At 62.5% G+C, this 24,475-nt stretch carries 19 protein-coding genes; 6 read left to right on the top strand and 13 right to left on the bottom strand.

Annotated elements, in window-relative coordinates; translation table 11 throughout:
- Nucleotides 1–13 precede the first annotated feature (13 nt).
- From AC1L6K_RS19190 to AC1L6K_RS19220, 7 genes are all read right to left on the bottom strand, one after another.
- Nucleotides 14–979, bottom strand: a complete 966-nt coding sequence (locus AC1L6K_RS19190; RefSeq protein ID WP_480950427.1) for a glycoside hydrolase family 43 protein — start codon at nucleotides 977–979, stop codon at nucleotides 14–16.
- Nucleotides 976–2,601, bottom strand: coding sequence for a glycoside hydrolase family 43 protein (locus AC1L6K_RS19195; protein ID WP_480950428.1), 1,626 nt, complete (start codon nucleotides 2,599–2,601; stop codon nucleotides 976–978). The genes AC1L6K_RS19190 and AC1L6K_RS19195 overlap by 4 nt, the downstream gene beginning before the upstream one ends.
- Nucleotides 2,594–3,283 carry a hypothetical protein gene (locus AC1L6K_RS19200; protein ID WP_480950429.1) on the bottom strand — a complete coding sequence of 230 codons (690 nt, stop codon included), beginning with the start codon at nucleotides 3,281–3,283 and terminating at the stop codon, nucleotides 2,594–2,596. Before AC1L6K_RS19200 ends, AC1L6K_RS19195 begins: the two co-directional genes overlap by 8 nt.
- On the bottom strand, nucleotides 3,283–5,643 hold the full coding sequence (locus AC1L6K_RS19205; protein ID WP_480950430.1) for a beta-xylosidase/alpha-l-arabinosidase: 2,361 nt from the start codon (nucleotides 5,641–5,643) through the stop codon (nucleotides 3,283–3,285). Before AC1L6K_RS19205 ends, AC1L6K_RS19200 begins: the two co-directional genes overlap by 1 nt.
- 80 nt (nucleotides 5,644–5,723) lie before the next feature.
- Complete coding sequence (locus AC1L6K_RS19210; protein WP_480950431.1) at nucleotides 5,724–6,671, bottom strand: carbohydrate ABC transporter permease; 948 nt, start codon at nucleotides 6,669–6,671, stop codon at nucleotides 5,724–5,726.
- Complete coding sequence (locus tag AC1L6K_RS19215; RefSeq protein ID WP_480950432.1) at nucleotides 6,665–7,702, bottom strand: ABC transporter permease; 1,038 nt, start codon at nucleotides 7,700–7,702, stop codon at nucleotides 6,665–6,667. Before AC1L6K_RS19215 ends, AC1L6K_RS19210 begins: the two co-directional genes overlap by 7 nt.
- Nucleotides 7,703–7,779: 77 nt before the next feature.
- Nucleotides 7,780–9,447 (bottom strand): ABC transporter substrate-binding protein, encoded by a 1,668-nt coding sequence (locus AC1L6K_RS19220; RefSeq protein WP_480950433.1) that lies wholly within the window; start codon nucleotides 9,445–9,447, stop codon nucleotides 7,780–7,782.
- 402 nt (nucleotides 9,448–9,849) lie between these two features.
- Between AC1L6K_RS19220 and AC1L6K_RS19225 the strand changes: the two genes are divergently transcribed.
- A complete protein-coding gene (locus AC1L6K_RS19225; RefSeq protein ID WP_480950434.1) occupies nucleotides 9,850–11,307 on the top strand; it encodes an MFS transporter in 1,458 nt (485 codons plus the stop codon).
- 57 nt (nucleotides 11,308–11,364) lie between these two features.
- On the opposite strand, the gene AC1L6K_RS19230 is transcribed toward AC1L6K_RS19225, so the two are convergent.
- From AC1L6K_RS19230 to arfA, 4 genes are all read right to left on the bottom strand, one after another.
- Nucleotides 11,365–12,276, bottom strand: coding sequence for a carbohydrate ABC transporter permease (locus AC1L6K_RS19230; RefSeq protein WP_480950435.1), 912 nt, complete (start codon nucleotides 12,274–12,276; stop codon nucleotides 11,365–11,367).
- A 16-nt stretch (nucleotides 12,277–12,292) separates the two neighbouring features.
- Nucleotides 12,293–13,234 carry a carbohydrate ABC transporter permease gene (locus AC1L6K_RS19235; RefSeq protein WP_480950436.1) on the bottom strand — a complete coding sequence of 314 codons (942 nt, stop codon included), beginning with the start codon at nucleotides 13,232–13,234 and terminating at the stop codon, nucleotides 12,293–12,295.
- A gap of 110 nt (nucleotides 13,235–13,344) precedes the next feature.
- Nucleotides 13,345–14,658: an ABC transporter substrate-binding protein gene (locus AC1L6K_RS19240; protein ID WP_480950437.1), complete on the bottom strand. Its 1,314-nt coding sequence runs from the start codon at nucleotides 14,656–14,658 to the stop codon at nucleotides 13,345–13,347.
- Between the two features lie 188 nt (nucleotides 14,659–14,846).
- Nucleotides 14,847–16,358 carry an arabinosylfuranosidase ArfA gene (arfA, locus tag AC1L6K_RS19245; protein ID WP_480950438.1) on the bottom strand — a complete coding sequence of 504 codons (1,512 nt, stop codon included), beginning with the start codon at nucleotides 16,356–16,358 and terminating at the stop codon, nucleotides 14,847–14,849.
- A 282-nt stretch (nucleotides 16,359–16,640) separates the two neighbouring features.
- Between arfA and AC1L6K_RS19250 the strand changes: the two genes are divergently transcribed.
- Together AC1L6K_RS19250 and AC1L6K_RS19255 are read left to right on the top strand one after the other, a co-directional pair.
- On the top strand, nucleotides 16,641–17,690 hold the full coding sequence (locus tag AC1L6K_RS19250; RefSeq protein ID WP_480950439.1) for a LacI family DNA-binding transcriptional regulator: 1,050 nt from the start codon (nucleotides 16,641–16,643) through the stop codon (nucleotides 17,688–17,690).
- 43 nt (nucleotides 17,691–17,733) lie between these two features.
- A complete protein-coding gene (locus tag AC1L6K_RS19255) occupies nucleotides 17,734–18,555 on the top strand; it encodes an SMP-30/gluconolactonase/LRE family protein (protein WP_480950440.1) in 822 nt (273 codons plus the stop codon).
- A gap of 21 nt (nucleotides 18,556–18,576) precedes the next feature.
- Here the strand turns inward: AC1L6K_RS19255 and AC1L6K_RS19260 are convergent, their stop codons facing one another.
- Nucleotides 18,577–19,593, bottom strand: a complete 1,017-nt coding sequence (locus AC1L6K_RS19260) for a LacI family DNA-binding transcriptional regulator (protein ID WP_480950441.1) — start codon at nucleotides 19,591–19,593, stop codon at nucleotides 18,577–18,579.
- Nucleotides 19,594–19,725: 132 nt separating this feature from the next.
- On the opposite strand from AC1L6K_RS19260, the gene AC1L6K_RS19265 reads away from it, so the two are divergent.
- Complete coding sequence (locus AC1L6K_RS19265) at nucleotides 19,726–21,639, top strand: glycoside hydrolase family 127 protein (protein ID WP_480950442.1); 1,914 nt, start codon at nucleotides 19,726–19,728, stop codon at nucleotides 21,637–21,639.
- 69 nt (nucleotides 21,640–21,708) lie between these two features.
- Here the strand turns inward: AC1L6K_RS19265 and AC1L6K_RS19270 are convergent, their stop codons facing one another.
- A complete protein-coding gene (locus AC1L6K_RS19270; RefSeq protein ID WP_480950443.1) occupies nucleotides 21,709–22,176 on the bottom strand; it encodes a winged helix-turn-helix transcriptional regulator in 468 nt (155 codons plus the stop codon).
- Between the two features lie 494 nt (nucleotides 22,177–22,670).
- Between AC1L6K_RS19270 and AC1L6K_RS19275 the strand changes: the two genes are divergently transcribed.
- Entirely contained in the window at nucleotides 22,671–23,186 is a 516-nt protein-coding gene (locus AC1L6K_RS19275; RefSeq protein ID WP_480950444.1) for a PaaI family thioesterase, read from the top strand.
- A complete protein-coding gene (locus AC1L6K_RS19280; protein ID WP_480950445.1) occupies nucleotides 23,183–24,451 on the top strand; it encodes an MFS transporter in 1,269 nt (422 codons plus the stop codon). The genes AC1L6K_RS19275 and AC1L6K_RS19280 overlap by 4 nt, the downstream gene beginning before the upstream one ends.
- Nucleotides 24,452–24,475 lie beyond the last annotated feature (24 nt).

Below are 24,475 nucleotides of genomic sequence, written 5' to 3' on the forward strand. Positions count from 1 at the left end.
AGGAACTTGTGATTCAGCGTGGATAAAAGGCGCTCAAAGCTTCGTACTCGGCCTTCTGCAGCGGCAAAACGCAGCCGTGTTTGGTGTTTTCCGGGAGCCTGAAATTGGGCACCCGGTGCCAGTCACCGGCCTCGATGTCGGTGGTTGAGTAGGCTTCGTAGCCTTGGGGCTGGCGCGAGTATTGGTCCACCCACAGGTACCAGCGGCTTTCCTGGTTGTCGCGAAAAGCCAATGGCCCTTCAACGGCGGGAGCAATCTCTTGGCCAATGTCGTGGGCGACTGTGACGAAGTCATGGGCAAAGAATGCGGAGCCCCGTTGATGGAATACGTGCAGGCTCCCTGGCGCGGCGTCGTCGTGCTTGGCGAAACGGTGCACGGAGGTGCCTGTCACGAGCACGCTCATGTCGATAAGGCCGCCGGGCTGCTGCAGATAAGTCTCCGCCGGCGTGAATTCAACAAAGTCCCGGGTTCGCGTCACCAGGATCCGGCTGGGCCCCGTCGCTGGCTGCATCGCCGGGTCCTGAAGCTGCGGCCCGCTTTCGTCCAGGCCCGAGGAAAAGAAGACCAGATAGTCCTTGGATACGGGGTCGTAAACGGCCTTCGGAGCCCACGCCATCCCGGCTCCCTCCGGGGCGACTGTCACATAGCGGGGCTCGGACCAGCTGAGCAAGTCGGTGGAATCCCAAATCACCAGATCCCGGCTCCCCCGGTGCCTGAATTCCCACCAGTCCGGGCCTGTCGGACGCCAGACGCGCAGATCGGTCGCGACAATGTGAAACACCCCGTTTGGTCCCCGGACGATGTTGGGATCGCGCACCCCGCCGGTACCACCGTGTGAGGCAAGAACAGGCTCACCGTGATTCAAGCGGCGCCAGGCAAGGGGGGTGTCGCCCTCGCTCAACGACAGGAAGATCTTTTCCCTGTGATTGCCGGGATCCTCGACGAAATGCACCAGCAGGTAGCCGAAGAGTTCGCTCATGGTCGTTCGCCCAGGTCTGAAAACGTCGATGAACCGCCGTCCCCTGTCGCCAGGGCCCCGTACGCAACGCCCACGAATCCGCCGTCGTGCTTGGCGCAAAGGTGGGAGATGCCCACAACCCCGGACCGCACCGGCACCCCGCCAGCCGGCTCCCAAACGGCGACCGCGCTGGTGCCGTGCAGTTCAAACGCCAGAACGCCTGGCACCGTTCCCGCCGGGAACCCCGGCTCAGCAGGAGGGGTCCGCAAGGTGGTGCGGATCGATTTTGTCGGAGCGTGCCCATTGAATGACTCAATTTGCACGGCCCCGCCACCCACGGTGAGTGTCACGAAAGCCGTGGCGGAGTAACGCAGGGCCAGGCCGGCACGAACCCCTTCGCCGGCGTCGATCAGCCGAACCTGCACCCGCGTCGTGAGCCCGGCCAGCCGCTTGGCAACAAAGGCCGGCGCGGGTCCGGTGAGGCCCTCGCCAGCCTCGATCCGAAACTCGCCGGAGTTGCCGGAGCCGCCGGCGTTGCCGGTCAGCGTGCAGAACTCCGAAGGATGCCGCCGCACGGCAATGACGCCCCCGGAGTTGTCGGCTGCCTGCTTCGCCGCCAGTTCAGAACTCCCAAGAGCGTCGGGGCCCGCAACAGCGTCGGGGCCCGAGGACTGCCGGCCAGTGAGGCCTGTGGGGTTGCGTGGCAATTGCCCCTCGCCCGGGGCAAAGACCGGCCACCCGTCTTCCCACGACACGGGGACCAGGAATGTCTCACGGCCCAGGAGGTCACATTGCTCCCACGCCCGGGTGGCCAAACAGACGGCCCACCAGCTGCCATCCGGCGCCTCAACAAGGTCGGCATGGCCGACGTTTGACACGGGTGCCGAGCGGCCCAGATTTCGGTGCGTCAACACTGGATTTGCTGGATTTCCGGTGAAGGGGCCGAGCGGGGATTCGGCCCGGGCCACGATAATCGCGTGGTGAAAACTTGTGCCGCCTTCAGCCGCCAGCAAGTAGACAAACCCTTCGTGGTGGAAGAGATGGGGTCCTTCCGACCAGATCGCCCCGCGCAAGGCCCCAGACCAGATGATGGTCTCCCCGCCCTCCGGCTTGAGCGTCTGGCTGTTCAGCCGCCGCACCCAGACTTCCGTTTGCTGCGCCCATTCCGGTTTGGGGGCCAGCCGGGTGCCGTGCGCCCACAAAGTGCCATCGGGCTCAATCATGATCGAGGGGTCAATGCCGTCCATGTCCCACCAGACAGGATCGGACCATGGACCAGCCGGATCGGTCGCCGTGACAACAAAGTTACCCGATCCGTGTTCGCCGCCGCCGACCACCGTGCACACCACCAAAAAGCGGTTCCCGTCGTGCCGGATCGTTGGCGCAAACAATCCCCCGGAATCACCCACCAGCGAGATGTCAATCTGCCCTGGCCGGTCCAGCACATGACCGATCAGTTCCCAGTTGATCAAGTCCCTGGAGCGGTGTATCGGCAGTCCCGGCAGATACTCAAAGGTGGAATTAACGAGGTAAAACCAGGTTCCGTCCTCCCCGTCGACGCGGCACACTGATGGGTCCGGATAGAAGCCCGGCAGTATTGGGTTGACGCCACCCCACAGTTCGGCGGTCCGGGGCTCAGTCATGTTGGGTGAACCTCCGGGTTACGTCGCCAATCAGGGGTTGTGCAATCAGCCAGAGAACGCCCATGAAGGCCCAGGCGAGCAGCAGAAGTGCCAGTTCAGAGCCGAGCTGGACGGTTGTCACGGCCACCACCAACAACGACAGGAAGCCCAGGCTCACCCGCCACATGCTGAAGAGTTCCACAGCGGCAATGCGCATCGCATCGCGGGTCCTGAACGAGAACAGCGAAGCGACGACGAGCACATGCCCGGACCAGACCCCCAGCAGGACCAGGATAATGGAGCCCACAGGCCGCAGTGCGGAGGCAAAAGGAACCGCATCGGCGAAGGCAATGTTGACGATCAGCACCGTGGCCACCGCAACGACCACGGCCCACCATTTCATCGTGTCCCGAAAGTTCAGTGTGTAGCCGCGCCACAGTGCCCTGGCCGGGGAAAGATCCGGTGCCGAGGCCCACACGCGCAGGCCATAAACCGCCGCTGAGAGGGCAGGCCCCACAGGGAGCATGGCAACAACGAAGAAGGCAATGTTGGCCGAGTTTGCACCCAATAATGTCCATACCAGCAGGGTTGGCGCGCACATGAGTGCCAGAAATGCCGCCAGCACCAGGCACCGGTAGACAGTGGCAGTGATTCGCGACAGAATGCCTTGGCCGCTGTCGGCCGCCAGCGAATGTGATGACATCACTGCACCCCTTCCGCAAGAATGGGGTGAATGCTGAGCTGGCTCGCCGCCACCAACTCCCGGTCCGCACCGACGACGGTCTCGCGCCCCACCAGCGTTCGCCGGATCACCGCGTGTACGTCGCTGCTGGAGCGGGCAATGCGCAGCTCCACGGCGCCCGGCTCCACAATCTGTTGCAGATTGATCCCGGCGAAGCAGGTCAGGTCCGAGTGCAGCGAGAACTGCACACTCGCGCTCTCCCCCGGATCAAGTTCAAGGCGCCGGTAGGCCACCAGCCGGATGTCCGGCCGGGTCACCTGTGCCACCGGGTCGTGCAAGTAAAGCTGGACGACGTCGGCCATCCTCCTTGCGCTGTTGTTGGTGATTTCCACACTCAGCGTCGTATGCTCACCAATCGTCCATTCCTCGGCGCCGCCGCCAGCCTGTCCCCAGGTCAGTTCGCCATAGGAAAGTCCGTGCCCGAAGGCAAAAAGTGCTGTGGGATCCAGGTTTGACACGTCGTTGAGCATCCCCAGTGGCGGGGCAAGGTATGTGCCCGGCTGCACGTTCGGTTCCCGCGGGATGCTCACCGGAAGGTGCCCGCTGGGGTTGACGGTGCCCGTGAGAATATCGGCGATGGCTTGGCCTCCGCGTTGACCGGGGAAGAAAGTCTGCACGATGGCCGCACACCTGTGCGCGACGTCGCCCAATGCGTACGGGCGGCCGGAGAGCAGCAGCAGGACCACAGGTGTTCCTGTTTCCAACACTGCCTCCAGCAGGGCCTGCTGTTCGCCCGGCAGGCGCAGGTCCGCCGCGTCACAGCCTTCTCCCGACGTTCCCCGGCCAAACAGTCCCGCCCGGTCGCCAAGGACCACCACGGCCACCTCGGCTGCGGCCGCCGCCTGTGTTGCAGCAGCAAAACCGCTCCTTCCCGGTGCCTTAACGTCGCAACCCTGTACGTGGGAGATCCGGCCTGCATGTTGTTCGCGCAGTTCGGCCAGCACCGTTCCAATCTCCAGCCCGAGTCCGCGCTCCGGGTGTTTGACGCCAACGTGGGCTGGAAATGAGTAGCACCCGAGCATGCCATGGGGGTCATCGGCCAGTGGACCAATCACTGCCAGTTGCGCAGTGGGGCGCAGCGGCAGCACTCCATCGTTGGCGGCCAGGACCACGGCTTCGCGCGCGAGCTCAAGCGCCAACGCCTGGGACTCGGGAGTGTCCAGGTCCACCGTCGTTGGTACTGTTGGCAGGTAATCAGCATCCAGCAATCCCACTTCAATCTTCTGGACAAGGACCCGCCGCAGCGCCCGGTTGACGAGTTCTTCCGAAATCGCTCCGGCACGGACCGCATCGTTCAGGGGTTGGCCGTATGTTGCGACGGACGGGAGTTCAACGTCAACCCCGGCTGCCAGTGCCCGGCCTGCTGCTTCGCCGTCAGTTCCGGCAACCCGCTGCAGTGTTCGCAGAAACGCGATGGCAAAGTAATCTGCCACGACCACGCCTTGAAACCCCCACTTCTCACGCAATGTTTCCGTGAGAAGCTTCGGGTCTGCAGCAGCGGGGACGCCATCAACCTCGGCATAGGAGTTCATGACGGAGCGGGCCCCGCCATGGCGGAGCGCCATTTCAAACGGCGGGTAGTAAACGTCCGCCATTTCCCGGGGACCTGCCGCCACAGGCGCATGGTTGCGGGCAGCCCGTGACCCGGAATACCCGGCGAAGTGCTTGAGCGTGGCAACAATGCCTGAACTTTCCAGGCCCTGAACGTAAGCAGTTCCAATGGTGGCAACCAGGTACGGGTCCTCCCCGATGGTCTCCTCCACCCGGCCCCAGCGATAGTCACGAACCACGTCCAACACGGGCGCCAGGCCCTGATGAACACCGACGCAACGCAACGACTCGCCAATCTGTGCCGCCACCCTGGCCACCAAGGCGGGATTGAAGCTTGCACCCCACGACAGCGGGACCGGATAAGCGGTGGCTCCCCACGCGGCAAAGCCCGCCAGGCACTCTTCGTGAACTTGGGCCGGGATGCCGAAACGGTTGGCTGCCATGATCTGGCGCTGGGCCTTGGCCAATGATTGCGCCCCAGACAACGGATCAACGGGGACGGTGCCGAAGGGGCGGGTGAGCTGTCCGAGTCCGTCGACGATGACGTCGGCAAACTCCGGAGCATCCTGGCTCATGTCACTTTGGTAGGGGGCAACGTCCCCGCCACCGTCATCGGCACCAACCCACAGACCAACCAATTGGCTCGTTTTCTCTTGAAGCGTCATTTCGGCGATCAACGCATCCGCCCGAGCTGCCGGCGAAAGGGAAGTGTTCTGCCACGGTTTCGCTTGGCGGAATTCCGCCTGGGCGACTGGACTGTCAATTGTCATTCTTTGCAAACCTTTGATTTGGGGAAGATCCTGGGCAGACAGCCGAGGAAGGCGCACCGGGCAATTGTCGGGAGGCACGTTTAGCCCTTGACGGAACCAAGCATGATGCCCGAGACAAAGTGGCGCTGGACGAACGGGTAAACACACAGGATCGGGATGACAGTGAGGATCATTGTGACCGATTGGATGTTGGCAGAGAGTGCAGCTGCGGTGCTTCCCGATGCGGCAGCACCTTCTGTCGCAGCGCTTGAGGCACCGGCCAGCAGATTGCGAAGAAACAAGGTAACCGGGAAGAGTTCGCTCCTGTCGAGGTAGAGGAACGCGGCGAACCAGTCGTTCCAGAATGCAACAGAGTAGAACAGCACCATCGTGGCGATGACTGCTTTCGACAGGGGCAGCACGATGCGCCCGAAGATCCCGAACCAGCTCAGCCCGTCGATTTGGGCAGCCTCTTCCAAGTCCCTCGGCAAGTTCTCAAAGAATGATTTCATCACCAGCAGGTTGAACACGGAGATCGCACCCGGTATCACCAGTGCCCACATGGTGTTCTTCATGCCCAGCGAGGAGATCAAGACATAGTTCGGGACGATCCCACCGTTGAAGAACATGGTGAAAACGGCAAGCCCAATCAGAATCTTGCGACCACGAAGGTGCTCCTTGGCCAGAACATAGGCAAAGCTCGTGGTGAGCACCATGGCGATGACAGTTCCCACCACGGTGTAGACGACAGTGTTGCCGTAGTTGCGCCAGAACATGCCGTTGTTGGCCACTGCTATGTAGGTGTCGATATTGAAATCAACCGGCCAGAAACTGACCAACCCCGCCTTGATCGCACCTGGCGAGCTGAAGGACTGCGCCAGCACTGTCACGAAGGGATACAGCATGATCAAACACAGCACTATCAACAGCGATGAGTTCACCCACGTGAATATTTTGTAGCCTCTGGAGTCCCGGGCCCCCCTCGTCCGGCTTGGCTTGCTTGGCTTGCGTGCTTTCACACCTTTGGCCAGGTCTGTTTGGATCACCATAGACTCGCTCCTACTACTCGCCGTGAAATGAAGTTCGCGGACAAAACCATTGCCAACCCAATCAACGCCTGAAACAGTCCGATTGCGGCGGCATAACTAAGATTGTTCGACACCAAGCCCACACGGTACAGATATGTCGATATGACATCCGCGGTGGAGTAGGTCAACGGGTTGTACAGCAGGAGGACCTTCTCAAACCCGACATTGAGGAACGTGCCGATGTTCAGAATCAGAAGGGTCATCATGGTCGGCCGGATGCCGGGCAGGGTGACGTGCCAGATCTGCTGCCAGCGCTTGGCGCCGTCAATCTCGGCCGCCTCGTAGAGCGATGCATCGACAGTAGTCAGGGCCGCCAGGTAGAGGATCGTTCCCCAACCCACCGTCTGCCAGACTTCAGAGCCAACGTAGATTACGCGGAACCACTCTGCCCGTTGCAGGAACGGAATCGCATCCCCGCCCAGCGCCGTGATGATTTGGTTCGCCGTGCCCTGCAGGGAAAGCAGCTGCATGACCATGCCGACGATGATCACAATCGAGAGGAAGTGCGGCAGGTACGAGATTGACTGCACGATGCGCTTGAAGGCCTTCTTGCGCACTTCGTTGAGCAGGAGCGCAAGCAGAATGGGAAGCGGGAAACAAATGACGAGCGTCAGTCCGCCAAGGATCACCGTGTTGGAGAAAACGTGCCAGAAGACGGGGTCCTGGATGAACATCGAGACGTAGCGCATGCCAACCCACTCGTCGCCAAAGATGTTTCCTCCGGGGCGAAAGCGACGGAACGCAATAACGTTTCCAAGCATCGGTGCGTACCGGAAGATGGCAAGAAAGATCAGCGGCACGATCGCGAGCGCGTACAGCTGCCAATCCCGTTGGATGGCTTTGCGCAGCGGCCGTCGTCCCAAGTTCTTTTTCGTGCGTTGTTTTCGGGCTGGCGGCTCGGTGCCGACCGGGTCCGATGTCCCGCGGCCGGAGCGTCCCCCCGGGGGATGTGTTGCAGCCGGTTTCGGCTGCCCTGTTTTTATTGTGGTCATTTCATTGCTCCATCAGCTCGACCGTTGAGCGGTTCGGGCGCCCTGCGGCGCCTCGAATCGGCGAAGATTGCAACGGACTACGCTTTGGCTGCGAAACGCTCGCGGGCGGAATTCATCAGGTCGACGTAGGCCGCAAGCCCCTGGCCTTCAAGTTCCTTGACGAATGCGTCCCATTCACTGATGTCCCGCTGTCCGAGGATGAATTTCAAGGTGTTCGTGTCGACGGTGTCCTTCAAGGGAGTGCTCGTCAGGGATGCCTGCTCGAGCTCGGCCTCTTCCAACGGCGCCGGCGGGGTGGGTGCAAGCGGGGTTCTGCTGGAGAGCACGGCATCAATGTACTCCACATCCTCAGGCGTGCTGTAGGACTCCTTCAGCTTTCGGCTTTCAGTCGATTCTGAGGGGAAGGTGGCGAATCCAAGGTCGATTTCCAGGTCCGTTTTGCCGTCCGGGTTCAGGTTGCGGGCGTCAAGGGAGAACTCCTTGTTCAACGTGATGGTCCCGGCCGCATCCTTGGTGTAATGCTTGCCTTCAACACCCCACCGCAACAGTTCACGCGCCTGGGGGTTGTAGTAGTACCAGTCCAGGAACTGCAGGAGCGCCTGGAAGTTGGGCTCGTCTTTTGCCTTGGCACTGATCATGAATCCGTGCCAGAAGTTGCGGGGTTCCACGGTGTCACCGGCGGTGCCACCGGGCGGTGGGATGAGACCAACCTGGTAGGCGCCCGCCCCCACTGTCTTGTCCAGCGCCGTCGAATACTCAATCGCGGTGTTGGTGGAGCCTGATGCGGCGAAGATCTGGTTGTTCGCGAACTTTTCAGACACTGTCGCATTTCCGCCACCACTGTCGGCGGCAGTCATGGATTCGATGTCGACCAGACCGTCTTCCACCAGCCCGCGGAAAAACAGGACCATGTTTTTGTATTCGCTGGTCGTTGCAGCGTACTTGAACTTTTTTACGCTTTCGTCCCAGGTCAGGCCGTTCCCGAAACCCCACCCGGCCTGTGTTCCGAAGGCACGCGCCGCGTAGTTCAGCAATGACTGTCCCTCGAAGCCGTCGGCCAGCGGATGGGAATCCGGATATTTTGCCTTGATTTTCAGCAACGCGGCGCGCATTTCATCCCAGGTGTTGGGGATTCCGCCGGCGACCTCCTGAAAAACGTCTTTGCGGAGCACCACGGAGAAAACGGGGACAGAGACTTCCTGGAGGCCCGGCATCATGTAGTACTTGCCGTCAGACTGGCGCAGGTTCTCGACCATGGTTCCCAGGTCCCATTCCTTCACATACTTCTTGAAGTTGGGCATGAGGTCCGAGTAATCGCTTAGGGGCAGGACAGCGCCGGAGGACACGAATGCCTCCTCTTCACCTGTGTAAATCAGGGGAATGATGGACGGCGCGTCACCGGCGCTGATGAGCAGGCTGCGCTTCTCGCTGGCGTCGCTGAAGGGAATGTGCGTCAGGCCAAGAGTGACGTTGGTGCGCTCCTTGATGACCTTGAAGATCTCCCACGAGTCCTTCACCGGAGTATCGGGCCAATCGGTCCAGAGCAGGCCGAAGTCCAATGGTTCGGTGGCCTTGAACTGCATGTCCGCAGCAAAGTTCTCCATTGCGCCTACGTTCTGGCTGCTGATGTCAACGTCGGCTTTTGGTTTGCTGCAACCTACCAGCGCAAGCAGTCCTGTCGCAGCAATGCCCGTGACGAATGCGCGCCGGCTGACAGGCGGGTTTTTGAACGTGAAGGGTGTCATTTTTCTCTTCCTCGAGTTTTGACGTGAAGCAATCCTGAATAGGTTCCGATAGTTTCGGAATAGTTCCGATACTTTTGTACAGTAATTCAGGTCACACTCCGTGTCAATGGATTCTCAAAGACTGCGACGGGACTCCGTTGTAATTTCTGCGGCAAAAGATCCGAAGACCCGGACCCCGCATGGACAAGGAGCCCACTCCCCCGCTGCCGTGCTGCCCGGCGCCGTCTCGCGGTCGATGCCACACACTGTGGATGCCCCCGCCAATTCCACAGTTTGGACGGTGCCGCCGGACGGGAATAGTCTGGCACCGGACCCGGATTGTCAAAGGTGCGGCCCACCCCATCCGGGCACCGGCCCGGCGCGGCCCACCCGCCGCCCGACCTGCCCGCCACGAAAGAAGCAATGCGCCCAGCCCGATCAGTTACCATCACCCAGCGGCCCTGGCCGCTCATCGCCGTCCTGGCGGTCACCGGTGCTTCCGCATCGTTCATGTTCACACTGGTCGTGCCGATCCAGGCCCAACTGCCGGAGCTGTTGAACGCCCCCCGGGAAGCAACGGCCTGGGTCGTGACCATCACGCTGCTGACCTCGGCGGTGGTCACACCCATTTCCGGCAGGCTGGGCGATCTCTTTGGCAAGCGCAAGGTGATCGTGCTGCTGCTGGCCGCCTTGATCATCGGCAACATCCTGGCGGCCGCGTCCACCGGCCTGACCATGCTGCTGGTGGGGCGGGCGCTGCAGGGGCTCCTGACAGGCGTCATACCGCTGGGCATCGCTGTGCTGCGGGACCATTTGCCGCCGCAGCGCGTTGGCGGGGCGGTGGCACTGATCAGCGGCTCCTTCGGGTTCGGGGCGGCGCTGGGCCTGCCCATCAGCTCCTTCATCGCCGAAACCATGGATTGGCACGCCCTCTTCTGGACCGCCGCGGTGCTCGGGCTGGCCCTGCTCGTACTGGTGGTCTGGATCGTGCCGGAAGATACGGTATTCGCCGCCGGCAGTTTTGACTACGTCGGTGCCGCCGGCATGTCGGTCGGCCTCTCCGGCATCCTCGTGGCCGTCGCCCAGGGGAACGCGTGGGGCTGGACCTCGCCGGCCACACTGGCCCTGGGCGGCGGCGGCATTTTGGTCCTGCTGGCGTGGGGCGCCTTTGAACTGCGGCTCAAGGATCCCGTGGTTGACCTGCGCGTGGCAGCACGCCCTGCCATCCTCATGACCAATCTCGCCTCGATCGCCCTGGGCTTCGCGTTCTTTTCCTCCGCCGTGTTGTTCCCCCAGATCCTGCAGCTTCCCACCAACACCGGAATTGGGCTGGGCCAGTCGCTGATTTCGATCGGCCTGATCCTTGCCCCCGCCGGCTTGGTGCAGATCGCCATGGCGCCGGTGGCCGCCCGGCTGAACCGCAACATCGGCGGACGGGCCACCTTGGTGATCAGCGCCGTCGTTATTTCCTTCGCCTATGTGCTGGCACTGCTGGCGTCCGCGGAAATCTGGCAAATCCTGGTGGCCAATGCACTCGTGGGGGCCGGCATCGGCATCGGCTATGCCTCCATGCCGATGTTGATCATGGGCGCCGTCAAAGCAACGGAAACAGGGGCAGCAAACGGGCTGAACTCGCTGATGCGCGCCCTGGGCACGGGCAGTGCCGCCGCAGTCATGGGCGCCATTCTCGCAGCCTCAAGCGCCGGCCATTCAGCCCCCACGGCGGCAGGATTCCAGCTGGGGTTCGCCATTGCCCTCAGCGCCACGGTGGCGGCGGGCGTGCTGGCCCTGTGCATTCCCAAACCGCCGCCCGTGCACGCACATCTCGTCGAGCTGCCGCTGGCTGCCGAGGCCGGGGACGACGGCGGCACGCGCCACTGAGCCGGCCTGGCACTGCCGTTCCCTGAAGCGGGCGGCGGTGCATGGCGCCCCGGGCGGTCAGTCCTTGATGGCACCGAGTGCAAGCCCCGACTGCCAGTAGCGCTGCAGGCACAGGAAGGCGACGACCAGGGGAATGATCATCAGCAGGGAGCCGGTGATGACGACGTTTTGGATCAGTTCGCCATTGCCGGCCGTGGAGCCCAGTTTGTTCCATTGGTTGATGCCGATCGTGAGCGGATACCAGGCGGGGTCCTTCAGCATGATCAACGGCAGGAAGTAGTTGTTCCAGATGGAGACCACCGAGAACAGCAGCACTGTGACAGTCGCCGGAGCCAGCAGCGGCAGCGCGATCCTCAGGAAGATGCGCAATTCACCTGCGCCATCGATGCGGGCGGCCTCGATCAGCCCGGTCGGCACCGCCTGATCGGTAAAGACCCACATCAGGTACAGCCCAAAGGGGTTGATGAACGACGGAATCAGGATTGCCCACGGCGTATTGGTGATGCCAAGTTGCGCGAAGAGCAGGAACTGCGGGATGGCCAGCGCGATCCCCGGCACGGAGATTGAGCCGAGCACGATCAGCAGGAACGCCCGCCTGCCGGCAAAGTCGAACTTTGCGATGGCGTAGCCGCCCAGGGCGGCAAGGAACGTTGAGACAAGCGCACCCACGACCACGTACAGCACGGTGTTCATCAGCCAGCGGGCGAAAATGCCGTCCTGGAACGTAAACACCTGCACGACGTTGTCCCACAGCGCGAAACTGTCGCCAAAGGACAGGCCGAAGGACGAGACGAAATCTTCCTGCGACTTGGTGGCGTTGATGATCAGCCACACGATGGGGAGCAGGCAGTAGAGCGCAAACAGCCCTGTCATGAGCGTCAGCACGGCGCTCTTCTTGGGATCGGTCAGCGAGAACTGCTTCTTCCGGCGCTCTGGTGGGGTGGACGCCGTCGACCCTTCAGTGTCCATTCGGGGCACGGTACGGCTACTTGTTAAAGACATTTTTCATTCCCTTAATCTGCACGGCGTACGCGATGACGATTGTGAACGCAGCCATGACCAAGGCGAGCGCGGCGGCGTATCCCTGCTGCGAACCGGTGAACGCGAGGTTGTAGGCGTACATATTCGGTGTGTAGTAGGAGGTGATCCCACTGTTGGAGACCAGTGTCGCCAAAATATTTGGCTCGTTGAAGAGCTGAAAGGTGCCAATGATCGAGAAGATGATGGTGATGCTCAGTGAGCCGCGCAGTGCCGGAAGCTTGATGTATCGGATTACCTGGAATTCGTTGGCACCGTCGATGGCTGCCGCCTCGTAAATTTCGCGCGGGACGGCCCGCAGCGCTGCGTAGAAGATCAGCATGTTGTAGCCGGTGAATCCCCACGTGACCATGACGCCAATCGAGATCATGGTCGTTTCGGGCGCGAAGGGGTTGAAGGACGTGCCGGCAACCTTGTTCAGGTTCCCGATGAGTCCGTAGCGGACGCCGAGCATGAAGCCCCACATGAGCGTTGAGACGATGGCCGGGATGGCGTAGGGCAGAAACACAATGATGCGGAAAAACTTGATGCCGTGCAGCTTCAGTGAGTCAATGGCCAGGGCCAAGGCGATCGCGCTCAGGAGCATGACGGGCACCTGGATGGCTGTGAACACCACTACGCGGATGGCGCCGTCGTAAAACTGGGGATCCTGGAAAAGCTTGAAGTAGTTGTCCAGCCCGATGAAGACCTTGCCGCCAATGAGCTTGTTCTGAAACAGGCTGATGTACGCCGAATAACCAATCGGAATGATGAAGACAAAGAGGAACAGCACGCTGAACGGTGCAATGAAGAACAAGCCGGCCTTGCTCCGCTTCTTTTGGCGAAATTGCTCGTGATGGGGGACGGCGGCTGCAGTCGGCTGGGAAGTGGCGAGCAGTTGTCGGCTCATGGGGAATTCCTTTCTCAGGTGTACATCGGCAAGGCTGGCGGGTGGTTGCCGCACGGCGCACGGTCGCGTGCATGACACGGTCGCGTGCGTCGTGCGGCAATCCAACGCGGCTACTTGACGGTGAAGCCCTGTTCGTTGCCGTAGTCGGTGCTGCGCTGCTTCCAGGTCGCCAAAACCTCGGCGAGGGAGCCCTTTTTGCTGTCATAGAAGGGAGCCGCAACATCTTCGTAGCTCGTGCGTGCCCAGCCAAAGAATGGCGGGTACTGCCAGCCGGTGCCGACAGTCTTGGATGCCTCGGCGAGAACCTCGTTGTACTTCTGGTCGCCGAAGTACTCGCTCGTGGCGTTCAGGAACGTCTCGTCGTTGAGGTTGGACAGATTCGGCACGAATGCGCCGGCATCGATGCGCGACTGCAGCCCGTCCCCGTGTGTGAAGTATTCAAGGAAGGCATAGGCAGCCTCCTTGTTCTTTGCATCGGCAGGAATGGCCATGGCACTGCCGCCGTTTTCGGCTCCTGACTTCTCTCCGGCTTCCCACTGTGGGAGTTGGGCGACACGGAAGTCCCCGGATGCCTTGGGGGCACGTTCGGGGAGGGTGGACGTGAACCAGCCACCGATGAGCTGCGTGGCGAGCGTGCCCTCGTTGAGTCCGCGGTTCCAGTCGTCAGACCAGCCGGAGACCTTGGTATTGACCAGGTCTTCGTCAATAAGTTTTTGCCAGTACTCCACGGCACGCGCAGTGCCGGCGTCCTCGAAGTCGATGGTGACGTTCGTGCCGTCCACCTTGAAGGGGCGTCCGCCGCCTTCCCACATCAGGGACATGAGCAGGAAAATGTCGGCAGAGTCGTTGGTGATGTAGTGGTCCCCGCCCAGGGCACGGACCTTTTTGGCAGCTTCGTAGTATTCGTCCCACGTGGCCGGCGGGGCAGCTACGCCTGCTTCGGACAGCACCTTCTGGTTGTAGAACATGGCTGCCGGGCCGTAGTCCGACGGCAGCGCATATGGCTTGCCATCGATCGACACGTTGCCCCATGCAGCGTCGACATAGTCAGGAGCCAGCTCCTGGGCACCGAATTCGGACAGATCCGTCAATTTTCCGGGGATCGCGAACAGCGGCAGGGAGAAGTATTCAAACATGGCGATGTCGGGGACCCCGGAACCGGCCTGGATCGCGTTGTCCAGGGCCGTATATTCATCCGTTGACGACCCGGCGTTGACTACCTTGACCGTGATGTTCGGGTACAGCTTCTCGAACCCCGGCACGGCCTCCTGGACGGTCCCGTCCCAACTCCAGACGGTCAGGGTGACGGGCTTGTCCGTGGGGACTCCGCCGCCGGCCGGCGCACCACTTGTTCCTGAACAGCCCGCAAGGGCCACGACGGTGGCGACTGTCGCCAACCCGGCGATGAGTTTCTTCTTAATCACTGCCAACTCCTTTGTATGAGTGTTTCTGTGTATGAATGTTCGACGTCGGCCCTCCCGCAGGTGCCCATGTCACGGGCGCGCCCCGCAGGGACAACGTTGTACCTCTTGTGCCAAAAAAAGCTGCCGCCCGTTCCTAAAGGCCCTGGCAGGAGCTGGCGTCTTCTGGCGGTCCGGCGGGTGTCCCGAATTTATTGCAGGGCCAGCGCGGTCCAGGACACGGGCGGCAGCGCCACCGTGACGGATCCGGCATCGATGCGGGCTGTTTCATTGCCGTGAGGCGTCACCCGCAGCGGATCCTGCAGGGTGTTCTTCGCGTGCATGTCCTCATCGTGGAGCGTTTGCGCGCTCTCGATGCGGGTCACGCCCAGGTGGCCCACGTCGATGCTGACCTCCACGGTTTCGGTGAGGCTGCGGTTGACCAGGAACACCGACGTTGCGCCCATCGCGTCGTCGAGGGTTGCCACCGAATCGACCATGGGGACGTCCCCGTAGGCGTCAGTGTGCACGGTCGGGGAGCTGAGCTTGAGTTCAAGAACAGTTCCCTGTGCCAGTTGTGACGTGATCGCGAACGGGTAAAACGTCGTCTGCCGCCAGGCCGGGCCGTTGGGTTCCGTCATGATCGGGGCAATCACGTTGACCAGCTGCGCCAGACTTGCCGACGTGACGCGGTCGGCATGGCGCAGCAACGAGATGAGCAGGTTTCCGAAGACGACGGCGTCCATCACCGAGTAGGAATCCTCCAGCAGTCGTGGGGCGTGGGGCCACTCATTGGCATCCGTGATCTTCTCAACGTTGTTGTACCGCGAGACATACCAAACGTTCCATTCGTCAAAGGAAAGGTTGATGGTCTTGTCGCTTTGCCGCACGGCCTTCACATGGTCGGCCGTGGCAATGACAGACTCGATGAATTTGTCCATGTTCACCGCTGACGCCAGGAAACTCGCAAAATCATCATTTTGAGGTTCGTAGTAGGCGTGGCAGGAGATGAAGTCGACGTCGTCATAGGTCTCGAGGAGAACTGTGCGTTCCCAGTCGCCAAATGTTGGCATGGTGGCGCTGGAACTGCCGCACACAACGAGCTCCAGATCGGGATCAACCTGGCGCATGGCGCGTGCCGTCTTGCCTGCCAGCTGGGCATAGTCCATGGCTGTGCCGTGGCCCAATTGCCAGGGGCCGTCCATCTCATTTCCCAGGCACCACATGCGAATGGCGTGGGGCTTCGGGGTTCCGTTGGCGATGCGCCGGTCCGACAGCGCGGTGCCCGCGGCAATGTTGGCGTACTCGAGCACATCCAGGGCTTCCTGCGTTCCCCGTGTTCCGAGGTTGACCGCATACATGAGCTCCGCGTCGACTTCCCTGAGCCACCCGGCGAACTCATCGAGTCCGACATCATTGTTTTCAATGGAGTGCCAGGCAAGATCGAGGCGGTTGGGGCGCTCTGCCCGGGGACCCACGCCATCTTCCCAGCGGTAGCCGGAGACGAAGTTCCCGCCTGGGTAGCGGATGGTGGAGGTGCCAAGCTCGCGCACAAGGTCAATGACGTCCTGCCGGAAGCCCCCGGCGTTCGCAGTGGGATGGCCCGGCTCGTAGATCCCGTCATAAACACACCGGCCCAGATGCTCCACGAAGGAGCCGAACAGCCGGCGGTTGATGCGTCCCACCTTGAAGTGGGGATCAAGGGTCATGTCAGCATTGAGCATGTTTTTCCTGTCAGGAAGAAGGTGGGCGCGCAGATTCCCCGCTTGGGTTCTGATTGGCACTAGGCTAGGTACAACGTTGTACCCAAAATGCTAAACGGCTTGCTGTTGAGCGTCAAGGCTTTCTTCACATCGCCGCCACACGGCAGGAAAAACGCGTCACATTCAATCCAACTGCCGGCCGCCCTGGACAGTTCAGGGTCACGGGCTGGCTATGATCTAGGAGTTGCCCATGCAGAGTGCCCCATCGCCGATGCCGCAGGGCCGGAGGAGCGTGAAGTCGTTATGAGCCCGACGATCCATGACGTGGCGCGCGCGGCCGGGGTGTCAATCAAGACGGTCTCCAACGTCATCAACGACAACCCAAAGGTGGGTCCCGCGACCCGGCTGCGGGTGCGCCAGATCATTGACGAACTGGGCTACCGGCCCAACCTCTCGGCACGCGGGCTGCGCTCGGGGAAAACCGGCGTGATTGGCCTGGCTGTGCCATCGCTGCGCGAGAACTACTTCGCAGAGCTGGCCGATTCGGTAATCCGGGCCGCGGAAAAACGTGGCCTGCGTGTCCTGATTGAGCAGACCAACGGGGACAGGGAGCAGGAAATATCCACCCTTTCCGGCGGGCAAATGCGTTACATTGACGGCTTGCTGTTCAGTCCGGTGGAAATCGGCCAGCAGGACGTGGATGTCCTGCGCACCGGGGACCCACTGGTTCTCCTCGGTGAGAGAATCTTTGGCGGGCCAACGGATCACGTCACCATGCACAACACGTCCTCCGCAAGGGCGGCTGTGGAGCATCTGCTGGAGATCGGCCGCACGCGCATCGCCTTGATCGGCGCACCGGACTTCGCCGACGATGATGCAAGTTCGGCAAGTTTGCGCGAGCGCGGCTACCACCAGGCGCTGGCCGCCGCAGGAATCGAGGGGGATCCGCAGCTTGTCGTCCGGGGCGGCAAATGGAACCGGGAAACCGGGCTCGCCAGCGTGCGCCAGCTGTTGCGCAACGACGTCAGTTTTGACGCCATCTTTGCCCTCAACGACACCCTGGCCCTGGGCGGGCTGCGCGCCTTGGTGCATGCCGGACGGCGCGTGCCCGAGGACGTGGCGTTGATTGGCTTCGACAATATTGACGAGGGCAGGTTCGCACTGCCATCACTGACGAGCGTCGATCCGGGGCGGCTTGAAATCGCGGAGACGGCCGTGGACCTGCTGGTGGAACGCATCAATGAAAAGGGCGACCGCTCTGCACCCCAAACCGTCAAGGCCGGATTCTCCATCGTGAAACGTGAGTCCACCGGATTCGCGAATGACGATTCCGGGACCCCGGACGCACGGTAGCCCTTCCGTGCCACACCCATCGCCAACAGAAAAGGCACACTCCATGATCCGCTCCCCCTGGCAGCCCGTCAGCATGTCCCGGCTCGAGTTGGGCGAAGGCCTGCGCATGATTGACGGCGCCGTCCACTGGGTCGACCTCCTGCGCGGCGAGCTCTATTCGTGGACACCGGGTTCCGGGCGGAAAGGCACACTGCTGCGCGCCTTCGATGCGCCGCTGGGCTTCGTCGAAAAGGCACCTGACGGGCGGCTGATCGGGGCGGTGGGGACCGGGCTCTCCTGGCTCCGCGAGGATGGCACCGCCGTCGAACTTGCCACGACCGGGCTCGACAGCACCCGGCACCGGGTCAACGACGGCTGCTTCGCCCCGGACGGGTCATGCTGGTTTGGCACCATGGTGCATAACGGTTCCACACCCGAAGGCCACCTCTGGCGCTGGGATCCCGAGACCGGAGACGTCACTTCCGTCATGAGCGGGCTCGACATCCCCAACGGCCCGGTCTTCCTGCCGGAAATCCAGGCCATGCTCATCGGCGACACCGTGGCCGGAGAAATTCTGAGCATGCGCACCGTGCCCGGTTCCAGGGTAGAACCGTTCGCCACGGTCAACGGCGGATCACCCGACGGCATGCACGTGGCTCGCGACGGCCGTCTCTGGAACGCCGTGTGGGGCGGCAACCGCCTCGACGTGTATGCGCCCGGGGACCGCTCCCCCACAACTGTCGGCCTGCCCGTCTCCCAGCCCACCAGCGTCCTCCTCACGGCAGGCCCCGATCCGCTCGTCATCGTCACCAGCGCGTCCATCGGTTTGGACGCGCCTGCGGAGTTGGATGGCCATACGCTGGCCGCCCCCTTGTCGCAGCTCTGACCTGGTCGGAGGCGGCACGTCCTAGGCAAAAGGCGCGGGTGTGGCGCTGGATTCGCGCATGACGAGTGCCGGCTCAACCTTCTCGCGGCCTTTGGGGACTTGTTCGCCGTTGATGGCATTGATGATGACAGTGGCGGCGCGGCGGCCAATTTCAGCGAGATTGAGGTCGATGGTCGTCAATGGCGGGCGTGCTGCGTCAACCATGACGTCCCAATTGTCGACGCCGACGACGCCGACCCGGGCGGGCACCGCGACGCCGGACTCCCGGAGCCCCGTCACGAAGCCGCGGGCTATCTGGTCGCTGCCGCAAAATGCGCCGTCGAAATCGACCCCGTCCCGGATGAGGCGCATGGCCGCTTCACGTCCCCATCGTTCGGACCATTCCCCAAACTGGGGCGGTGCGGCCCATTGGAGCCCGTGACGAGCCAGGGCGGCGGATGCGCCGCGGTGCCGTTCTGCGGTGGCGGCTTGGGACTCATTTCCGGCAATGTGAAGCAGCCTGCGCCGGCCGCTGCCCACCAGGTGGTCGATTGCGAGCGATCCAATTTTGTGGCTGTCCGGGACTATCGAATAGTCGTCAGCTCCGGTGGAGGGTGCATAGGCATAAACGACCGGGACGGATCCCGTTCCCCGAATCGGCGGCCTGGGGTCATTGCCGCGGCCGGTGACGATTATTCCATCCACCCGCCGTCGCATCAGGCTGTCGACGTAGAACTGTTCCCGCAGGGCGTCGCCGCGCCCGTCGCACATCAACACCGCCACCCGGCCCGGCCCGAGCGTGTCTTCGGCGCCCAGCATGATGGGCATGGTGAATCTCCCGAAGCTGTCGGAGGTGACCACGCCGACGGAATAGGCGAGATCAACCGATGCGCCCGGCTCTGCCCGGGTACGCGCCACGTACCCCAGGCGCGCCGCCTCGCGATGGACCCGCTCCCGGGTTTCGGGCGACACCCGGCCGGTTCCGTTGAGTGCCTTTGACACCGTTCCGATGGCCACGCCGGCGGCCTGTGCCACGTGGTTGATCGTTATTGCTTGCATGGCCACCCTCTTGGGAAAAAATAATCCGTTGAACTTTCCCTTTCTTTCCCATACTGTTCAAAACGCGGGCCGAAGTCAAGAGTGCCGCCGCCCCAATTCCTGGCCCAATCACTTACTTAGAAGGAGTCGTCAATGCAGACAATCCGCGCCGAGCAACAAGGCCCGACCGGCCTGACCCCCTCCAGCCGCACTGCCGTGCGGCCCCTGACCCGGGGAAGCGTGCGGTTCAGCGATGCCGGCTTCCTCGGGTCGTGGCAGGAGTTGAACAGGACAGCGACAATCCCCCATTGCATTCAACAAATTGAGGCAAGCGGAACCGTGGACAACTTCCGCAGGCTGATCGGAGAGTCGGCTGCTGCCTTCCGCGGCCCGCCATTCGCCGATTCGGACGTCTACAAGACGCTTGAAGCGATCGCCTGGGAGATCGGCCGCACGGGAACCTCGGACTACGACGCGTTCGTCGATGAGGTGGTTTCGCTGATCGGTCGTGCGCAGGCCGACGACGGCTACCTCAACACGTGGGTGCAGGGTGGCAGCTCGGACCAGAAACTTTCCGCCATGCGTTGGTCGCACGAACTGTACTGCCTGGGGCATCTGATCCAGGCAGCAATCGCGTTCGCACGGACCACTGGCAGGCGCGATCTCCTGCAGACGTCCATCCGGTATGTGGACCTGGTTGAGCTGGAGCTTGGGCCGGGAGCACGGCCCGATCTCGATGGGCACCCGGAGATTGAGACGGCCCTGGTGGAACTGTGGCGGCTGACCGGGGAACGCCGGTTCCTGCGGCTGGCGAAGCATTTCATCGACGCCCGTGGCTACCAAACCATGGGTCCGGACCATTTCGGAGCGGACTACTTTCTGGACCACCAGCCGATCCGGGAAGCCTCGGAGGCCGCCGGCCATGCCGTTCGGCAGCTGTACCTGACCGCCGGCGCCACTGATCTCGTGACCGAGGACGGCGACGCCGAGCTGGAGGCAGCACTTGAGCGAATCTGGGTGAGCGTCCACAGCCAGAAGATGTACATCACCGGCGGCTTGGGATCCCGCCATCGGGGTGAATCCTTCGGTGACCCCTATGAATTGCCGCCGGACAGGGCCTATTCGGAGACCTGTGCAGGGATCGCCAATTTCATGTGGAACTGGCGGATGCTGCTGCGCACGGGCGAAGCACGATTCGCCGATGAAATGGAACGCGGGCTCTACAACGTCATAGCTGCTTCGACTTCAATGTCGGGCACCGAATTCTTCTACGTCAACAGGCTGCAGCTGCGGGAAGGACACACCTCCGACGAGAATGCGTCGGCGACCCGGCTGTCCTGGTTTGGCTGTGCATGCTGTCCGCCCAACCTCGCCCGCCTCATCGCCTCGATTGACACCTACGCGGCCACAAGCAACGACGAGGGTGTCCAGCTGCACCTCTACGGCGACGGGGACGTGGTCTTGGGGGATGAACCGGACAGCCCGATCGCAACCGTCAGCACCGCGTATCCCTGGGACGGGCACGTCGGCGTAACGCTCGACCGCCCCCTCGGCATCGAACTGCGGCTTCGAGTCCCGGCATGGGCGGATGGCTGCTCCGTGACGATCGACGGGATTTCAGCGCACCCCGCACAGGTCGACGGATATCTCGTGCTTGAGCCGGGCTCGGTGAACAATTCCATCGAGCTCGATTTCCATGCCGCCCCCGTGATCGACCTGCCGCATCCGCGACTGGACGCGTCACGCGGGACCATGGCAGTGCGGCACGGCCCGATCGTCTACGCCTTGGAGCAGGCGGACCTGCCTGACGGCGTGGACGTCCAAGACGTCTACCTGCCCAGGGGGACCCGGCTCGAGGTCGCCGGGGCGCCCGACGGCTTGGATGTCCCCGCAATCACCGCCAGCGGAGCAATGGTCCGCCCCTCGGCCAACGACCCCTTGTACTGGAACCAGCGCCAAACCACACCATCAGGGGACCGGGAATTGGGCCCACTCACCTTGATTCCCTACTTCCGGTGGGGCAACCGCCGACCAGCGGCGATGCGTGTCTGGATCCCGGCTCTGTGATCCAAACTCCTCCTGCAATGACAAGAAAACCGCTGGATCCTCCCGTGGCGGTGGCTCTAATGGCTTGGGTCAGGGGGTGGAGACGCGAACGAAACCTACGTTCTCGTGGGCCTCGATCGTTCCACCGGCACTGACCAAACTTGCCCGCACACGCTGCTGGCCGTCCCGGGTCACGGGCACCACGGCCAATCCTTCGTCTCGCGGGAGGTGTGCCTCGCCCCATTGCTGCATTGCTATCAGCACGACCTTCAGTTCATCGCCGGCAGCGGTCAGTTCGTAGGCGTCACGTGTGCGTTGCCCTGGTTCCCGGTAGGGAATTCGTTCCAGGACGCCGTGCTCAACGAGCGCGTCCAGGCGCGCGCTGAGCACGTCCGTTGCGATCCCCAAGGAATCCCGGAATTGCGCGAATGTGTGCCTTCCAAGGTGTGCCTCGCGCAGCAGGAGGAAGCTCCATGAGTCGCTGAGAACCCCCAGGCTGCGTGCGATCGCACATTGGCCCGTCAACGCATTGGTCAACGCTTGCGACGTTCTAGGCATGTTCCATTCCTAACTCTGGCTTTCCATGGTCGATCCAGGGGCATCCGGTGCACAATAGGCCGCTGTGCGCCGGATTCAGCTGCCCGGCGCGAGCTGCAGTTCTCCCCTGCCGAAGGAAAAATTCTCCTTCGGCACCGCAGCAGGGATGACTGCATCGCCACTTCGACTCATCCCATATACCCGGGGTTCAAGTGAAGCTCGTCCGGGTGGTGGGAGGTGCTTGCGACGAACCGATCCTCGGGGACATGAACTTGAAATACAGGCATGGGCAAGAGCTCCTCATGTGACGTGGCTTGACGCGCAACTATATGAGCTGGGTTGCTATAACAAAGCTAGCACCAATAAGATCGAGCCAGCCGCCCGCACTACTTGATTTACCTTCCGTCAGGGAGCTGCGTGCGCTGCAAAACATCGGGGCAGCGGTAGCATCATCAACGACGCCGACCTGGTGCCGCTCGCAAATCCCGCTCTGATCGATCACCCGGAGGAAACCAATGACATCACCGCAAGACCCATTGACGAATCGATCGCGCACCATCCACTTCCACAGTCCCGAGGAAGACAAAGCGAAGCTGTTCGATCGGACCGGGCTCGAGCAGTTGCGCGCGCTGGCCGACGGTCGGACCCCACCACCCCCTATCAGCAGCCATGTCGGGCTGGAATTCGTGTCCGTCGCCGAGGGCGATGTGGTGATGACAGCACAGCCTGACGAGTCGCATTACAATCCGATCGGCTCGGTCCACGGCGGATTCTTTGCAACGGTTCTTGACTCGGTGTGCGGGTGTGCCGTGCACAGCACCCTGCCCGCAGGAGTCGGGTACACGAGCCTGGAAATCAAGGTGTCGTTCCTGCGGCCGATCACTGCCGGAACCGGGGCCGTCACCGCCCACGGCTGGGTCACCCGCCGCGGCAAGACCGCCGCCTTCGCAGAAGCCGACATCCGCGACAGTGACGGCAGGGTGTTGGCCACCGCCTCAAGCACCTGCCTGATCATCCACCCCACCCCATGAACCGCCTCAGCACGGTCCTGCCGGATTCCATGCACCCTCCCCGCATCCGACGTCGAATGGGAAAACGCGGGGCGTTCTGGGCGACGGCGGCCGTGCTCGCCTTGGTGCTCTGGTCTTCCGGAGCCCCAAGCACGCTGTACCCGATCTACGCGGCACAGTGGGACCTCAGCCCGCTCACCGTCACCACCGTGTTCGCGAGCTACCCACTCACGCTGCTCGTCGTGCTTCCGATCTTCGGGAATCTCTCCGACCGGTTCGGACGCCGACGAATCATGATTGCCGGCGTCGCGCTCATCGCCGCCTCGGCCATTGTCTTCGCGCTCGCCCCCAGCGTGGCATTCCTGTTCGCCGGGCGCGTGCTGCAAGGCGCCGGCACAGGATTGGCGATGGGAGCAGGGACCGCGGCGCTGATGGAGAACAACACCACCAACAGCCCTCGCTTCGCCAGCTCCATGGCAACCCTGTCCACCGCAACAGGACTCACCCTGGCCCTCGTAGTCAGTGGAGTGCTGGCGCAGTTCGTCCCGCTGCCCCTGTTCTGGAGCTACATCGTCCTGCTCGTCCTGTCCTTCGCATCAATCGCTGCACTGGTGTGCGCCCCAGACGACAAGCCAGACCATGCCCAACGTTGGCAACCCCGGGCACCCAGCGTGCCCCGAGGCATTCGACTGACTTTCTCCGTCGCCACCTTGTCGGTCACCCTCGCCTATTGCGTTGGCGCCATCTTCCTCTCCCTCGGCGCGCACATGATCACCCAATCCACTGACACCGGGAGCACAGCGATCGTCGGAGCCCTCCTGGGCTGCTCCGCGGCGGCCATCGGCATCACAGCACTTTTCCTGTCCCGCGTCCCGGCCTACGCCTCGGTCTGGATCGGCGCAGCTCTGACGATACTCAGCCTCGGACTCATGGCCGCGGCCAGCACCTTCGGGTCCATTTCGCTCTTTCTCGGTTGGTGCATTGTCGGCGGGATCGCCTACTCCTTCGCTTTCACCGGAGGACTCGGTCTCATCAACCAGGCTGCTCCCGCACATCACCGCGGTGCCACCATGTCCCTGCTCTACTTGATCGCCTACGCTTTCCAGGCAGGCACCGCCATCGGCGTTGGCGCACTCGCGACCAACAACGGATTAAGCGCGGCCGTCGGCATCGCCGCACTATCACTGGCAGGCCTGAGCGCCTCTCACTTCGTTCTTATGATCGTCGATGCCAGGACGCGAAGATCGACCCGCGACTCCCCACCCGCCTCACCCAAACGCACTTAACCCACCGCGAACGGTGTTCCGTTG

It is taken from the genome of Specibacter sp. BI4, from assembly GCF_056680095.1.

Excerpts from the sequence above, each read along its gene's own strand:
- AC1L6K_RS19200 (WP_480950429.1), bottom strand. The coding sequence starts at position 3,283 with ATGTCATCACATTCGCTGGCGGCCGACAGCGGCCAAGGCATTCTGTCG.
- AC1L6K_RS19210 (WP_480950431.1), bottom strand. The coding sequence starts at position 6,671 with ATGGTGATCCAAACAGACCTGGCCAAAGGTGTGAAAGCACGCAAGCCA.
- AC1L6K_RS19195 (WP_480950428.1), bottom strand. The coding sequence starts at position 2,601 with ATGACTGAGCCCCGGACCGCCGAACTGTGGGGTGGCGTCAACCCAATA.
- AC1L6K_RS19275 (WP_480950444.1), top strand. The coding sequence starts at position 22,671 with ATGACATCACCGCAAGACCCATTGACGAATCGATCGCGCACCATCCAC.
- arfA (WP_480950438.1), bottom strand. The coding sequence starts at position 16,358 with ATGCTCAATGCTGACATGACCCTTGATCCCCACTTCAAGGTGGGACGC.
- AC1L6K_RS19220 (WP_480950433.1), bottom strand. The coding sequence starts at position 9,447 with ATGACACCCTTCACGTTCAAAAACCCGCCTGTCAGCCGGCGCGCATTC.
- AC1L6K_RS19205 (WP_480950430.1), bottom strand. The coding sequence starts at position 5,643 with ATGACAATTGACAGTCCAGTCGCCCAGGCGGAATTCCGCCAAGCGAAA.
- AC1L6K_RS19260 (WP_480950441.1), bottom strand. The coding sequence starts at position 19,593 with ATGCAAGCAATAACGATCAACCACGTGGCACAGGCCGCCGGCGTGGCC.
- AC1L6K_RS19280 (WP_480950445.1), top strand. The coding sequence starts at position 23,183 with ATGAACCGCCTCAGCACGGTCCTGCCGGATTCCATGCACCCTCCCCGC.
- AC1L6K_RS19265 (WP_480950442.1), top strand. The coding sequence starts at position 19,726 with ATGCAGACAATCCGCGCCGAGCAACAAGGCCCGACCGGCCTGACCCCC.
- AC1L6K_RS19225 (WP_480950434.1), top strand. The coding sequence starts at position 9,850 with ATGCGCCCAGCCCGATCAGTTACCATCACCCAGCGGCCCTGGCCGCTC.
- AC1L6K_RS19215 (WP_480950432.1), bottom strand. The coding sequence starts at position 7,702 with ATGACCACAATAAAAACAGGGCAGCCGAAACCGGCTGCAACACATCCC.
- AC1L6K_RS19255 (WP_480950440.1), top strand. The coding sequence starts at position 17,734 with ATGATCCGCTCCCCCTGGCAGCCCGTCAGCATGTCCCGGCTCGAGTTG.
- AC1L6K_RS19230 (WP_480950435.1), bottom strand. The coding sequence starts at position 12,276 with ATGGACACTGAAGGGTCGACGGCGTCCACCCCACCAGAGCGCCGGAAG.
- AC1L6K_RS19270 (WP_480950443.1), bottom strand. The coding sequence starts at position 22,176 with ATGCCTAGAACGTCGCAAGCGTTGACCAATGCGTTGACGGGCCAATGT.
- AC1L6K_RS19235 (WP_480950436.1), bottom strand. The coding sequence starts at position 13,234 with ATGAGCCGACAACTGCTCGCCACTTCCCAGCCGACTGCAGCCGCCGTC.
- AC1L6K_RS19190 (WP_480950427.1), bottom strand. The coding sequence starts at position 979 with ATGAGCGAACTCTTCGGCTACCTGCTGGTGCATTTCGTCGAGGATCCC.
- AC1L6K_RS19250 (WP_480950439.1), top strand. The coding sequence starts at position 16,641 with ATGAGCCCGACGATCCATGACGTGGCGCGCGCGGCCGGGGTGTCAATC.